Origin of the sequence: Paraburkholderia sp. GAS206C, assembly GCF_050435645.1 — a bacterium.
Lineage (GTDB): Bacteria > Pseudomonadota > Gammaproteobacteria > Burkholderiales > Burkholderiaceae > Paraburkholderia > Paraburkholderia phenazinium_B.
This window is the reverse complement of sequence record NZ_JBNDKR010000007.1, coordinates 302,454-317,346: the sequence shown is the minus strand read 5'-3', so window position 1 is coordinate 317,346 and position 14,893 is coordinate 302,454. Positions and strand designations below refer to the sequence as shown.

Here is a 14,893-nt window from a genome sequence, read left to right as displayed (position 1 = left end):
CGTCAGCTTACGTGAAGATTACGGGGTTGTCGTGCAATTAAATCCGGGCGATTGTAAGCGATAGTTGCAGGCAATTCAAGACTTTAGGCCTTTCAATAAAGCGCGTGAAACGGCCCGCCATGATGCGGGAAATGGCGCTTCGGAGGTAGGACGACTCCAACTGTAAGGCTGTCGGGGGGCCACGAAAAATGCGGCTTGAATTGCGCTGATTGGCGGTGCTTTGGCTACCATGTGGACGTCATGGCGTCCGTATCAAATATGCAACAGAAGCCAGCCACCTACTGCTCCGGCAGCGAGCCAGAAGGGTATGGCATAGAGATGAAACGGCAGCCACATACCGCGCTGTTTCGACAGACGCACTGCAATCAGATTCGCCAGCGAGCCGATCGCGAAACCGAAGCCGCCTACGCTGACGCCGTATGCGAGCGCACGCCAGTCCTTGGTGAACTCGGCGAGCATGATGGCTGCTGGAACGTTGCTGATGCCTTGCGACAGAATCGCCCCTGCGGCAAAAGCGCGCAGCGTCGTCGCGAGACCTAGTTGGCCGACGAACTGGTGTACCCACGGTAGCGCGGCCACACTACGCAGCACGATGAACATGAACACGAAGATCAGCAGCAGCAGCCAGTCGATCTTGAGGACGATCTCGCGGCGCCAGAGCAGGAAGCCGGCCATGATGCCCGCCAATCCGATGCCCGCATGATGCGTGTCGGCCAACAACACGAATGCGACGAACAGCACGGCCGCGACCCCGAGCAGGCGCCGGTCGACGTCGTAGGCACCGGCGTCTTTCGACAGATCCAGCGCCTTGCCGCGAAAGCTGAACGCCGCCAGCACGTAAAGCATCGCCATCAACGCGGCACACAATGGAGCCAAGGCCGCAACGAAGCCGCCGAAGGAGGCCCCACTGGTCTGCCAGAGAAACAGGTTCTGCGGATTGCCGAGCGGCGTCAGGATAGAACCTGCGTTCACCGACAACGCGATAAAAATCACAAGGCGCTTGAGCGGCAGCGGCGTGAGCTCATGCAGTGACAAGGTGAGCGGCACAACCACAAACAAAGCCACGTCATTGGTCAACAGCGTCGAGAGCGCAGCCGCGAGTCCGATCAGCAAAAACGCCAGACCGCGCTCCGAATGGATGTAATGGACCACGCGGTGCGCCATCCAAATCAGGAATCCTGATAATTCGATGGCCTTGGTCAGGATCAGAAGCCCCGCCAGCGTCAGGACGGTCTGCCAGTCGACGAGCCCCGGCAGCGAAAGCCACGGGCGCGGGTGCAGACACTGCAGCGCGACCAACGCGACGACCAGAACCGATAGAACCGGCTCTTTCGTCGCGAGGGCGATCAGCTTGTGCAGCGGATTGCTACTGGCGGTTTTGGTCGGGCGTTCGGCCGAGGTCAAAGCTATTGATCGCTCACGCGGTCGCGTTGCCGCGCAGGCGGGCAAGAATACCTTCGAGTGCGTCGAGGTCACCGAACTCCACCAGCACCTGGCCGCGTCCCCGGCGGCCGAGCTTGATCTTGACCGTCGAAGCCAGCAGATCCGACAACTCTTCTTCGAGGCGGCGCGTATCGCGGCCACCGTCGTTGTTCGCCTTTGCCTTTACCGCCGGCGCCGCTTTCGTCGTGGTGGTCACCAGCTTCTCGGTCTCACGCACCGACATGCGCTTGTTGACCACCTGGTTGGCCAGCGTGATCTGCGTAGCGGCGTCCACTGCCAGCAACGCGCGGGCGTGGCCCATATCGAGATCGCCGGCAAGCAGCATTGTCTGCACCGGCGCGGCCAGGTTCAACAGACGCAGCAGATTCGACACCGCGCTGCGCGAGCGCCCCACCGACTCAGCCGCCTGCTCGTGCGTAAAGTTGAATTCGTCGAGCAGACGCTGGATGCCCTGCGCCTCTTCCAGCGGATTCAGGTCTTCACGCTGGATATTTTCGATCAGCGCCATCGCGGCGGCGGCCTGATCGGGTACATCGCGCACCAGTACCGGCACTTCGTCCAGACCAGCCAGCCGTGCGGCGCGGAAGCGCCGTTCGCCGGCGATGATTTCGTATTTGTCCGCTGACACCGGGCGCACGAGGATCGGTTGCATCACGCCCTGCGCGCGGATGCTGGCCGCGAGTTCCTGCAGCGCGCCTTCGTCCATGCGCGTACGCGGCTGATACTTGCCGGCCTGCAGCTTGCCGAGCGGCAACACGTTAGGCGCGCCCTCGATCTTCACCGCCTCGGTAATATCCGCACTGCCGCCGAGCAGCGCTTCCAGCCCGCGACCCAATCCCTTCTTTCTTGCTACTGCATTCATCGTGCTTCCTCGATCAGCTTGGGATGCATGGTCACGCGTCAGATCGCGCGCACCCGTTCAATCATTTCCGCGCCGAATTGCACGTACGCCTGTGCGCCACGTGAGGCCCGGTCGAACACCACACCCGGCAACCCGTAGCTGGGCGCCTCGGCCAGACGCACGTTGCGCGGAATGACGACGTCAAATACCTTGTCGCCGAAATGCGCTTTCAACTGGTCGGAAACCTGTTGTTGCAGCGTGATGCGCGGATCGAACATCACGCGCAGCAGGCCGATCACCTTCAGGTCGCGATTCAGGTTTGCGTGAACCTGCTTGATCGTATTGACGAGGTCCGAGAGCCCTTCGAGCGCGAAGTACTCGCACTGCATCGGGATCACCACGCCGTGCGCCGCACACAGCCCGTTGAGCGTCAGCAACGACAAGGCCGGCGGACAGTCGATCAGCACGAAGTCGTACTCGTCCTGTACCGGCGCCAGCGCGTCCTTTAATTGACGCTCGCGATTTTGCACACTCACCAGTTCGACTTCCGCACCTGCCAGTTCGCGGTTAGCCGGCACGACATCGTACGAAACCGCTTCAGGCCGCACCCGTGCATCTGCAACCGACACTCCGTCCACCAGCACCTCGTAAATGGTATTGGTGCAGGCAGCCTTGTCGACACCGCTACCCATCGTGGCGTTGCCCTGCGGATCCAGATCGATGAGCAGAACACGCTGTCCCTGCGATGCGAGGCTCGCGGCGAGATTGACTGCTGTCGTCGTCTTGCCGACGCCACCCTTCTGGTTCGCAACGCAGAAGATTTTTGCCATCGTTGGTGTGTCCCTTTTTGCTGCCTGGATAAATTGGAATGCGCTTATGCCCGGTTCGCGGGGCTAACCAGCGGGATCCAGTCTCACCTCGACGAGGTGGCGCTCGGCATCGAGCGACGGCACCTTGAGCCGGATGATCTGCTTTGCGTGGGAGCCCGCGGGCAGCCGTTCGATCTCGCCGTCGGGTCGAACACCCTTCATGGCCCAGATCGCGCCCTGCTCCGCTACCAGATGACGGGCCAGTGTAACGAAATCCGCGAGCTCTGCGAATGCGCGCGAGACGATTACATCAAACTTTGCCGGTACTTCCACGCCAGGCTTCAGCGTTTCGACACGGCCGGTCACCACCGACAGGTTGGCGAGCCCGAGCTCCGCCTTAGCCTGCGCCTGGAATGCGGTCTTTTTATGGACGATGTCATTGAGCGTGACGGTCCAGTCGGGCAAGACGATGGCCAGCACGATACCTGGCAGACCGCCGCCGGAGCCGACATCGAGTGCAGAAGATGGGCCGAGCCCGGAAAGGTGCGGCACGATCGAAAGCGAGTCCAGAATGTGCTGGATCAGCATCTGCCGCGGATCGCGGATGGCCGTGAGGTTGTACACGGCGTTCCACTTGGCAAGCAAGGCAACGTAGTCGAGCAGTTTGCCGAGCTGGACGTCGCTCAGGTCAAGGCCCAGCTCCTTGACGCCCTCGTCAAGCAATGCGGCCAATGCTTCCCTGCTGTCCGCGCCGCCAAACCCCTTCTGCCGTGCCGTCATTGCGTCACCGGCGTGGAGTCGGTGCCGCTATCGGCGGCTCCGGCTGGCTTGGTCGAGCGACGTCCGAGGCCGCGCTTCAGGTGAACCATCAGCAACGAGATCGCCGCTGGCGTGATACCTGAGATGCGCGATGCCTGGCCGATCGTCTCCGGACGGAACTGCGTCAACTTCTGGCGCGCTTCGAATGACAAGCCACGCACTTCGGCATAGTCCAACCCGTCGGGCAGACGCGTGTTTTCGTGCGACTCGTTGCGCTCGATTTCTCCAGCCTGACGCTCGATATAACCCTGATATTTGATGCCGATCTCGATCTGCTCCTTGATCTGAGCCAGCAAGACGTCGTCATCGGCAAGGATCTCGGCCGGTGCGCAAGCACCTTCGCGCAAGCCACACACGCCGTCGTACGTCACGCCTGGACGGCGCAGCAGATCGGCGAGGCTGTACTCGTGGTCGATCGGCTTGCCGAGCAAGGCAGTGGCTTCGTCCGCGGACAGCGTCTTGGGATTCACCCAGGTCGTGCGCAGGCGCTCTGTTTCACGTGAAACAGCCTCGCGTTTGCGGCTGAATGCGTCCCAGCGAGCGTCGTCGACGACGCCCAACTCACGACCGACCTCCGTCAGACGCATATCCGCATTGTCTTCGCGCAGACTCAGACGATACTCGGCACGGCTCGTGAACATCCGGTACGGCTCCGACACGCCTCGCGTCACCAGATCGTCGACCAGCACGCCCAGGTAAGCCTGATCGCGGCGCGGGCACCACGCATCTCTGCCCTGCACGTGCAGCCCCGCGTTGATCCCAGCCAGCAGACCTTGCGCGGCGGCCTCTTCATACCCGGTCGTTCCATTGATCTGACCGGCGAAGAACAGCCCGTTGATAACCTTCGTCTCCAGCGACGCCTTCAGCCCGCGCGGATCAAAATAATCGTACTCGATCGCGTAACCCGGACGCAGGATGTGCGCGTGCTCAAGGCCAACCATCGAACGTACCAGGTCCAGTTGCACGTCAAACGGCAGGCTGGTGGAAATCCCGTTCGGATAAAACTCGTTGGTCGTCAGACCTTCCGGTTCAAGGAAAATCTGGTGCGATTCTTTCGACGCGAAACGGTGAATCTTGTCCTCGATCGACGGGCAATAGCGCGGCCCCACCCCTTCGATGACGCCCGTGTACATTGGCGACCGGTCGAGCCCGCCGCGGATGATGTCATGCGTGCGCTCGTTGGTATGCGTCACCCAACACGGCACCTGGCGCGGATGCTGTTCAACGCGGCCAAGAAACGAGAACACCGGCACCGGATCGAGATCACCCGGTTGCTCTTCGAGCTTCGAAAAATCGATCGTGCGACCATCGATACGCGGCGGCGTACCCGTCTTCAGTCGGCCCTGCGGGAGCTTGAGCTCTTTAAGACGCGCCGATAACGACACCGCCGCCGGATCGCCCGCGCGGCCACCGGTGTAGTTGTTCAAGCCCACATGAATCTTGCCGTCCAGGAACGTCCCAGCCGTCAGCACGACAGCGCGCGAGCGGAAGCGAATTCCGACCTGCGTCACCGCGCCGACTACCCGGTCCCCTTCGACCATCAGGTCGTCCACTGCCTGCTGGAATAGCCAGAGATTCGGCTGGTTCTCGAGCCGATGCCGGATGGCCTGCTTGTAAAGCAGACGGTCGGCCTGGGCGCGCGTAGCCCGCACGGCAGGACCCTTCGATGAATTCAGGATGCGGAACTGGATGCCGCCCTCGTCCGTGGCTGCGGCCATCGCGCCGCCGAGTGCGTCGACTTCCTTCACGAGATGGCCCTTACCAATGCCGCCAATCGACGGATTGCAGCTCATCTGTCCGAGCGTTTCGATGTTGTGCGTCAGCAGGAGCGTCTTGTTGCCCATGCGCGCCGAAGCCAAAGCGGCTTCGGTGCCGGCATGACCGCCGCCAACGACAATTACGTCAAATTCTGTGGGATAAAGCATCGCGGATCTCACGCCGGGACACCGCGTGAACCTTCTAAGGAAAATGTATGGGCGAATTATAGCGGGTTCGCTTTTGGCCCGAATTTCGTCCGAATGGCCAAGGTATAAAAAAAGCGGTGTGTTTCACGTGAAACACACCGCCCGATACCGCTCAAACCATTGATAGGAAACGCTTTAGGCCACTCTCTTCGTCAAACCAAGATACGTTTCGATCACCCGTGGATTCTGAGCCAGATCGGCAGCAGGTCCCTCGATCGCCAGTTCGCCGGTCTCCAACACGTAGCCGTAGTCGGAAATCTGCAGCGCCGCCCGTGCATTCTGCTCGACCAGCAATATCGCCACACCTGTCTGACGCAACGCGCTGATGATGTGAAAAATCTCCTTCACGATCAGCGGTGCGAGACCGAGGCTAGGTTCGTCCAGCATCAGCAATTCCGGCTTGCCCATCAACGCGCGCCCTACCGCGAGCATCTGCCGCTCGCCACCGGACAAGGTGCCGGCCCCCTGCTTGCGACGCTCCTTCAACCGTGGAAACAAAGTAAAGACGGGCTCAAGCTGATCCAGATAACCACGTTCGCCCGCCCGCTTGCGCCGGTAGGCGCCCAGCACCAGGTTGTCTTCCACGCTCATCGTCGCAAACAGCTCGCGCTTTTCCGGGACGAGACACATGCCTCGCGCCACCCGCTTTTCGACCGGCACCGCGCTGATATCCTCATTGTGATAAAGGATCCCGCCCTTCGCGCGACCGCTCACCGGCAGCGCACCCATAATCGCGTTGAGTAACGTCGACTTACCCGCACCATTCGGACCGATCACTGAAACGATCTGCCCCGGCCGCACCTTGATGCCGACGTCATGCAGCGCTTCGACCTTACCGTAGCGGACCGATACGCCCTCCACGTCCAGAATCGGCACAGCGGAATTCATCATCGTTCTCATCAGTCCACCCCGCCCAGGTACGCTTCGTGCACCGCCGGATCCTTTTGCACATCTTCCGGCAGCCCTTCGGCGATCCGCATCCCGAACTCCATCACGATCAGCCGATCGGTCAGATTCATGACGAAATCCATGTCATGCTCGACCAGCAGCACGCTCATCCCCTCTGCCTTGAGCTTGCGCAGCAGGTCGGCGAGTTGCTGCTTTTCCTGGTAACGCAGGCCTGCAGCCGGCTCATCGAGTAGCAGCAGCGTGGGATCGCAGCACAGCGCGCGGGCAATTTCGAGAATTCGCTGCTGACCGAGCGCCAGGCTACCCGCCTCGTCATACATATGCTGTTCCAGCCCCACCCGACGGATCTGCTGCGCCGCTTCCGCCATCAGCCGCCCTTCTTCCGCGCCATTCAGCCTGACAACGCTGCGCCACACGCCGGCGTGACCGCGCAGGTGTGCGCCGATCGCCACGTTCTCGAGCACGCTCATACCCGGCAACAGCTTGACGTGCTGAAATGTACGGCCAATTCCGCGTTTGACGATCTGACGTGAGGGGAGAGCATCGATCCGTTCGCCCCGGAAAGTGATCTCACCGCGAGTCGCCCGCAGCGCGCCGGTCACCAGATTGAAGGTGGTCGACTTGCCTGCACCGTTCGGTCCGATCAACCCGATGATTTCACCCGCCTTAACCTCGAAGCTGACATCGTTCACCGCAACTAGTCCACCGAACTCTTTGCGCGCCTTATCCACATTCAGGAGCGTTTCGCCGGCCGCCGGTTTGCTGCGCTGCGGCAATGGCTCCGCCTGCTCTGGCACATGAGCCTGCGGTCCGCGCGGAAACAGGCGCGCCACCAGCGGCCAGACGCCCTGCCGCGCGTGCTGCAGCAGCAACACCATCAGCACACCAAACACGATCACTTCGAAATTGCCGCTTTCGCCCAATAGCTTCGGCAGCAGCGTCTGCAAATAGTCCTGCAGGACCGTCAGGATCGCCGCTCCGAGCACCGCTCCCCAAACATGCGAGACGCCACCCACAACCGCCATGAAAAGAAACTCGATGCCGTGGTTCAAGCCGAATGGCGTCGGATTCACCGCACGCTGCAGATGCGCGTAGAGAAAACCGGAGATGGACGCCAGCACGGCGGCATAAATAAAGATCACCACCCGCATCCACGCGGTATTGACGCCCATCGCCTCGGCCATCGCCCCGCCGCCCCGCAGCGCTCGAATCGCTCGTCCCGGGCGGCTATTAAGCAGGTTCTGAACGGAGACGACCGCTCCAAGCACCACCAGCCAGATCAGGTAGTAGATATGCCGCCCCGACTCGAGGCTGATACCGAGCACGTTGAGCGCCGGAATGCCATTGATGCCGTCGTATTTGCCGAGAATGTCGAGATTGCCAAACAGATAGAACAGCGCCAAACCCCACGCAATCGTACCGAGCGGCAGGAAGTGCCCTGAAAGCCGCATCGTCACCGCACCGAGGATCAGCGCAATCAACGCGGTCAACACCACGCCCACGATCAGCGCGAGCCACGGCGACACGCCGTACTGCGTAGTCAGGAATGCGGTGGCATACGCCCCTACGCCGACAAACGCCGCCTGCCCGAAGCTCGTCATTCCACCAACGCCTGTTAGCAGCACCAGACCGATCGCCACGATCGCATACAGCCCGATGTAGTTGAGCAGCGTCACCCAGTACTCTGGCAGATGCACCGGCTGCGGCAGCACCGGTAGCGCGAAGATCACCACGAGGAACAGCCCGAAGAGCGCGCTGCGCATGGTACGTTTCATCGTGTCACTCCTCGTCCTCTTCCGCGTGCGGGCTGGCGAAACTGCGCCACAGCAGCACCGGGATGATCAGTGTGAACACGATGACTTCTTTATAGGCACTCGCCCAGAACGACGAATACGACTCCAGCAGGCCCACCAGCACGGCGCCCGCCGCCGCGAGCGGGTAGCTGACCAGTCCGCCGATGATGGCCCCCACGAAGCCCTTCAGACCGATCAGGAAGCCCGAGTCGTAGTAGATGGTGGTCAGGGGTGCAACGAGGGCGCCGCACAGCGCGCCGAGCCCTGCTGCGAGCGTGAACGCGAGCTTGCCGGCCTGGGTCGTGCCGATGCCGACCAGCCGGGCGCCGACGCGATTGACGGAAGTCGCCCGCAGGGCCTTCCCCGAGATGGAGCGGTCGAAGTACAGATAAAGCGCCGCGATCAATACCAGCGCCGCACCGATCACCCACAAGCTCTGTCCCGAGACCGACAGGCTGCCGACGTTGAAAGTGGCATCCGAGAAAGCATTGGTGCGCGAGCCCTCCGCGCCGAACATCACTAGCCCAAGCCCGACCATCGCAAAGTGCACCGCGACCGCAACGATCAGCAACAGCAGTGTCGTGCCTTCGGCGATCGGCTCGAAAGCCAGCCGGTAGACGAACGGTCCCATCGGGATGACGATCAGCAGCGTCAGGGCAATCTGCGCGAGCATCGGCAGCGGTTGTGCGAAGAGTTCGTGCGTCACCGCGTACACCGCGACCGGGAACAACAGATACTTCGCCACAAGCATCGCCAGCGCGCGCATCACATGGGCGCGCCGCTCCGGATGCCCCACCAGGCCCGCCGTCTCGACCACGAAACACGCCGCGCCCATCGCTATCAGCAGCCAGCAGGTAGCGGGAAACTTCTGCGACTGCACTGCGGCGAGCGTCAGCGCGCCGTACGAAACGAACTCACCCTGTGGGATAAAGATGACCCGCGTGACGGAGAACACCAACACCAGAGCGAGCGCGAGCAGCGCGTAAATCGCCCCGGTGGTGATGCCGTCCTGCGCCAGGATCGCCGCGATAGATAGATCCATACGTCCTCGTCATGAACCGTCGAAACCTGGATGCTGCGAAGCCCGTCACTCGTTCTGCAGCTTCCACTTGCCGTCGACAATCTCCACGATCACGCGCGCGCGCGTGTCGAGGCCGTTGTGATCGGTCGCCGTGGTATTCATGATGCCGTGCGCGAGCGGCAGTTCCTTGATGTTCGCCAGCGCATCGCGCAACGCCACACGGAACGCTTCAGTGCCCGGCTGCCCCTTCTTCAGCGCTTCGGGAATCGCCCGCTGCAGCATCTGGCCGGCGTCCCATGCATGGCCGCCGAACGTCGATACCGAACCCGCGCCGTAGGCCTTTTCATAGGCATTTTTGTATGCCTCGGACGACTGCTTCACCGGGTTCGAATCGGGCAACTGATCGGCCACCAGGATCGGACCGGCTGGCAGCAGTTCGCCTTCGCAATCCTTGCCGCACACGCGCAGGAAGTCGTTATTGGCAACGCCGTGGGTCTGATAGATAGTGCCCTTGTAGCCACGCTCTTTCAGCGTCCTGGCCGGTAGCGCCGACGGCGTGCCCGCGCCCGCGATCAGCACGACGTCCGGATTGGCGGACATCGTCTTCAGCACCTGGCCGGTCACGGTTGCATCGGTGCGGTTGTAGCGCTCATTGGCGACGACCTTCAGATGATGCGCGGCCGCGGCGGTGCTAAACACGTTGTACCAGCTCTCGCCATACGCGTCCGAGAAGCCGATGAAACCCACCGTCTTCACGCCGTGCTTCTCCATATAGCCGGCAAGCGCGTCGGCCATCAGGCTGTCGTTTTGCGGCGTCTTGAAGGCCCACTGGCGCTTTGCATCCATCGGCGCGATGATTTCCGCCGAAGCCGCCAGCGAGATCATCGGCGTCTTGGCCGCCGAGACCACGTCGAGCATCGCCAGCGAATTTGGCGTCGCCGTGGAACCGACAATTGCGTCGACGTGATCTTCATCGATCAGCTTGTGAGTGTTCTGCACGGCCTTGCTGGTGTCGGTCGCATCGTCGAGCACGATGTACTGCACGCTCTTGCCGGCAATTTGCTGCGGCAGTAAAGCGATGGTGTTCTTCTCAGGAATCCCGAGCGATGCGGCCGGCCCCGTGGTCGACAGGGTCACGCCAATTTTCACCTGCGCTACGGCCGTGCCCGCGCCGCATACCAACGCCAGCGCGATGGCCGCGCCTACCCACTGCTTCGTTTTTTTCATTGCGAATCTCCGAACGCTTGACGCGCCCATTTGTTATCCGGTTTATCAGCCGAATGCCTGAATCTGTGACCGGTCCAACGTGCCTGCCGTTATTTTCTCTGCCGGTCCCGCCTACGACGATCTGCGATTATGCGCGAGCGACAAAAAAGGCGCGTAACTGCTCGCGCCCTCTCGTTAGTTCAATAGCAGAATTTAACGCGGCATTCATTCCGCGCAATGCCGAATTCATCCTGCTCCGCGCTCGATCGTGCAACTCGCTCGAATGGAACCGGCCAATCTGAATCCCAGCCCGACGCGCGGTGAATGACGAGTGTAGAGGACGCGAGCCGCTTGCGACAAGCGTTGCGCGTGCATCAGCCCGGCGACGAAACACCCAACTGCGGCAGAACCAGCCCACTCGATCAAGCGGAAAATGTGCAAAACTGAATGAGAAAAGCCGCAAGAAAACGCACAGACAAGGCGTAGGACAAATGCGCAAAACGGGTAAATGAATTTCCGAAACCGCAAATAAAAAGCGCTGTTGGATCAATATCCAACAGCGCTTTCGTCTGGGCACTTAGTGCCTCATGTCTCCTCGTTCTCCACCTGCAAATTCGGTGTTCATCAGAACTGCGTGAAGATTAAACAACCGCCCCCATCCGGACAACTAGCATTTACCCTAGTGGTGCATCGCAGCACTGTATTGGGGCACATTTTAAACATTGCGATGCAGCCCTCGCGGCGCAGGGGATTTTGCCTCTTTTACCGATTTGCATCGGACACCGAAGCATCTCGCGATCGCACGCCTGTTACGCGCGCAGCGGGCGAACCCGCGCCACGATCTCACCGACGATGCCACGCCGAAACGCCAGCACGCAGGCGATAAAGATCACGCCCGTCACAATGGTCGCCGACTCGCCCAGCGAATTGAACCACTGCACCCCAGTCGCCGATGCGAGCGCACCGCCGATATCGCCAAGCCGGTCCTCGAGCGCGACGATCAGCGCCGCACCGAGCAGCGGCCCGAACAAGGTGCCCATGCCGCCGACCAGCGTCATCAGAATCACCAGACCCGACATGGTCCAGTACGCGTCGCTCAAGGTTTCGAAACCGAGCACCAGTACCTTCAACGATCCCGCCAGTCCCGCAATCCCCGCCGACAACACGAAGGCCAGCAGCTTGAAACGATCCGTGTCGTAGCCGAGCGAGACAGCCCGCGGCTCGTTCTCCTTGATCGCTATGAGCACCTGTCCGAAAGGCGAGTGAACGATGCGTACGATCAGCAGGAACATCAGCACCATCACCACCAGGATGACATAGTAAAGCGTGATATCCGACGACAGGCTCAGCAAGCCAAACAGCTTGCCGCGCGGCACGCCCTGCAGGCCATCCTCGCCGTGCGTGAACGGCGCCTGCAGAAACACGAAGTAGACCATCTGCGCGAGTGCGAGCGTCACCATCGCGAAGTAAATGCCCTGCCGGCGGATAGCAAACAGCCCGACGACCAACCCAAGCAGTGTCGCCGCCGCCGTGCCAGCGAGCACGCCCACCTCCGGCGGATAACCGAGGGTCTGGATGGCGTAGCCGGTCGTATAACCGGCCATCCCCAGAAACATGGCGTGCCCGAACGACAACAGGCCCGTGTAGCCGATCAGCAGGTTAAAGGCCGCAGCGAACAGCGCGAAGCACAGCACCTTCATCACGAACAACGGATAGACGCCGATGAACGGTACGGCAATCAACGCGAGCAGCAGCAGCCCGTAGAGCGCTTTTCTTTGCATCACTTTTCCTTGCCGAAAAGACCCGCCGGGCGCACCAGCAGAACGAGCGCCATGATGACGAAGACGACCGTCGCCGAGGCTTCCGGGTAGAACACGCGCGTGAACCCTTCGATCACGCCGAGCAGCAAACCGGTGAGGATCGAGCCCATGATCGAACCCATCCCGCCGATCACCACCACCGCGAACACGGTGATGATCATGGGCTGCCCCATCAGCGGCGAGACCTGGATCACAGGTGCGGCGAGCACGCCGGCAAATGCAGCGAGCGCCACGCCGAAGCCGTAGGTGAGCGTGATCATCAACGGCACATTGACGCCGAACGCCTCCACCAGTTTCGGGTTCTCAGTGCCGGCGCGCAGGTAGGCACCGAGGCGCGTCTTTTCGATCACGAACCACGTAGCGAAGCACACCACCAACGAGGCGAGCACAACCCAGGCGCGATAATTCGGCAGGAACATGAAGCCCAGATTGGTCGCCCCGGAGAGCGCGTCAGGCACATCGTACGGTTGGCCCGAAGAACCATAGATGGAGCGGAACACGCCTTCCACCACCAGCGTCAGTCCAAAGGTCAGCAACAGGCCGTACAGATGGTCGAGCTTGTACAGCCAGCGCAACATCGAGCGTTCGATCAGAATGCCGAACGCGCCGACGATCAGCGGTGCGAGCACCAGCATCACCCAGTACGGCAGATTGAAATACGACAGCCCCATCCACGTCAGCATCGCGCCCAGCATGAACAACGCGCCGTGCGCGAAGTTGATCACGTTAAGCAGCCCGAAGATGATCGCAAGACCCAGGCTCAGGATCGCGTAGAACGAGCCGTTCACAAGCCCGAGCAGCAACTGGCTCAGCATCGCCGAGAGCGGAATGCCAAAGATTTCCATTGAACCCCTTAGCCCTTAACCTATCGTCAAGGTGAGATCGAGCTACGCGTGTTTCCGGCGACACGTAGCTCGTACACAGCCTGTGCGCAGCATCGTGAACCGACCCGTCTGCCGTCCATGCAGAGGACCGGCAAACGGGGTTTCAGCCGAAGCTTATTTCCACAACGCGCAGCGCGTTTCCGCCTTGGTCGTGAACGCCTGATCGCCCGGAATGGTTGCCGTGATCTTGTAGTAGTCCCACGGTTCTTTCGATTCAGCCGGCGTCTTCACCTGCATCAGATACATGTCGTGAATCATGCTGCCGTCTTCACGGATGTAGCCCTTGGCGTAGAAGTCGTCGATCTTGGTCTTCTTCAACTGGGCCATGATCTTGTCCGGATCCGTCGACCCGACCGCCTGCACCGCCTTCAGATAGTTCGTGACGGCCGAGTAATCGGCGGCCTGCAGGCTCGACGGCATCTTCCTGGTCTTGTCAAAGTAACGCTCAGCCCATTTGCGGGTGGTGTCGTCCTTGTTCCAGTACCAGGAGTCGGTCAACACCAGACCTTGAGTCGTCTCGAGTCCGAGACTATGGATATCGTCGATAAAGATCAGCAGCGCCGCGAGCTTCATCGTCTTCGTGATGCCAAACTCCTTCGCGGCCTTGATCGAGTTGACCGTATCGCCACCGGCGTTGGCAAGGCCCAGCACCTGCGCCTTCGATGCCTGCGCCTGCAACAGGAACGACGAGAAATCCGAAGCCGACAACGGGTGGTGCACGTCGCCGAGTACCTGGCCGCCGTTTGCCTTCACCACGGCCGCAGTCGCCGTCTCCAGCGCCTTGCCGAACGCGTAGTCAGCCGTCAGGAAGAACCACGTCTTGCCACCCTGCTTCGTCACCGCGGCGCCCGTGCCTTTCGCGAGCGCCGTCGTGTCGTACGCGTAGTGAATCGTGTACGGCGTGCATTGCTCGTTGGTCATGGTGTCCGCGCCAGCGCCGACGTTGATATAGACCTTGTGCTTTTCGCCCGCCACCTGGTTCATCGAGAGGCCGGTCGCCGAGTTCGTGCCACCGATCAGCATCTGGACGCCATCGCGGTCGAACCATTCGCGTGCCCGCGATGCGGCGATATCCGCCTTGTTCTGGTGATCCGCATAGAGCAGTTCGATTGGCTTGCCGTTGACCTTGCCGCCGAAGTCGGCGATCGCCATGCGGATCGCTTCGAGGCCGCCCGGGCCGTCGATATCGGCATAGAGGCCGGACATGTCAGTGATATAGCCGATCTTGACCGTGTCGTCGGCAGCTCGCGCGCCTCCCATCATTACTGCGGCGCTGGCCGCAGCAGCAAAGCAGAACGCCGAAAGTCGCGCGAGGGTTTTCATTTTCATTGGTGTCTCCTTGTTTCCTTGCTTGTGGTTATCAGAGGCAATCGGGCGCTTATCG

12 protein-coding genes are annotated in these 14,893 nt (G+C 61.2%); all 12 read right to left on the bottom strand.

Annotation, left to right across the window (positions count from 1 at the left end; all coding sequences use genetic code 11):
- Positions 1 to 252: 252 nt before the first annotated feature.
- Positions 253 to 1,359 carry an SLC13 family permease gene (locus tag P3T20_RS21165; protein WP_429287816.1) on the bottom strand — a complete coding sequence of 369 codons (1,107 nt, stop codon included), beginning with the start codon at positions 1,357 to 1,359 and terminating at the stop codon, positions 253 to 255.
- A gap of 58 nt (positions 1,360 to 1,417) precedes the next feature.
- Positions 1,418 to 2,305, bottom strand: coding sequence for a ParB/RepB/Spo0J family partition protein (locus P3T20_RS21160; RefSeq protein ID WP_074262942.1), 888 nt, complete (start codon positions 2,303 to 2,305; stop codon positions 1,418 to 1,420).
- A gap of 38 nt (positions 2,306 to 2,343) precedes the next feature.
- On the bottom strand, positions 2,344 to 3,114 hold the full coding sequence (locus tag P3T20_RS21155; RefSeq protein ID WP_074262943.1) for a ParA family protein: 771 nt from the start codon (positions 3,112 to 3,114) through the stop codon (positions 2,344 to 2,346).
- A 63-nt stretch (positions 3,115 to 3,177) separates the two neighbouring features.
- Positions 3,178 to 3,873 carry a 16S rRNA (guanine(527)-N(7))-methyltransferase RsmG gene (gene rsmG, locus P3T20_RS21150; protein ID WP_429287706.1) on the bottom strand — a complete coding sequence of 232 codons (696 nt, stop codon included), beginning with the start codon at positions 3,871 to 3,873 and terminating at the stop codon, positions 3,178 to 3,180.
- Entirely contained in the window at positions 3,870 to 5,837 is a 1,968-nt protein-coding gene (gene mnmG / locus P3T20_RS21145; protein ID WP_074262945.1) for a tRNA uridine-5-carboxymethylaminomethyl(34) synthesis enzyme MnmG, read from the bottom strand. The genes rsmG and mnmG overlap by 4 nt, the downstream gene beginning before the upstream one ends.
- Positions 5,838 to 6,011: 174 nt before the next feature.
- A complete protein-coding gene (locus P3T20_RS21140; RefSeq protein ID WP_429287815.1) occupies positions 6,012 to 6,764 on the bottom strand; it encodes an ABC transporter ATP-binding protein in 753 nt (250 codons plus the stop codon).
- A gap of 11 nt (positions 6,765 to 6,775) precedes the next feature.
- The gene (locus P3T20_RS21135) at positions 6,776 to 8,560 is read right to left on the bottom strand and encodes an ABC transporter permease subunit (protein ID WP_429287705.1); all 1,785 of its coding nucleotides are present in this window, start codon (positions 8,558 to 8,560) and stop codon (positions 6,776 to 6,778) included.
- A 4-nt stretch (positions 8,561 to 8,564) separates the two neighbouring features.
- Positions 8,565 to 9,620, bottom strand: coding sequence for a branched-chain amino acid ABC transporter permease (locus P3T20_RS21130; RefSeq protein ID WP_429287704.1), 1,056 nt, complete (start codon positions 9,618 to 9,620; stop codon positions 8,565 to 8,567).
- Between the two features lie 45 nt (positions 9,621 to 9,665).
- Complete coding sequence (locus P3T20_RS21125) at positions 9,666 to 10,826, bottom strand: ABC transporter substrate-binding protein (protein WP_429287703.1); 1,161 nt, start codon at positions 10,824 to 10,826, stop codon at positions 9,666 to 9,668.
- Positions 10,827 to 11,614: 788 nt separating this feature from the next.
- Positions 11,615 to 12,586, bottom strand: coding sequence for a branched-chain amino acid ABC transporter permease (locus tag P3T20_RS21120; RefSeq protein WP_429287702.1), 972 nt, complete (start codon positions 12,584 to 12,586; stop codon positions 11,615 to 11,617).
- Positions 12,586 to 13,470 carry a branched-chain amino acid ABC transporter permease gene (locus P3T20_RS21115; RefSeq protein WP_074262951.1) on the bottom strand — a complete coding sequence of 295 codons (885 nt, stop codon included), beginning with the start codon at positions 13,468 to 13,470 and terminating at the stop codon, positions 12,586 to 12,588. Before P3T20_RS21115 ends, P3T20_RS21120 begins: the two co-directional genes overlap by 1 nt.
- Positions 13,471 to 13,623: 153 nt before the next feature.
- Positions 13,624 to 14,838, bottom strand: coding sequence for an ABC transporter substrate-binding protein (locus P3T20_RS21110; protein ID WP_429287701.1), 1,215 nt, complete (start codon positions 14,836 to 14,838; stop codon positions 13,624 to 13,626).
- Positions 14,839 to 14,893: the final 55 nt, after the last annotated feature.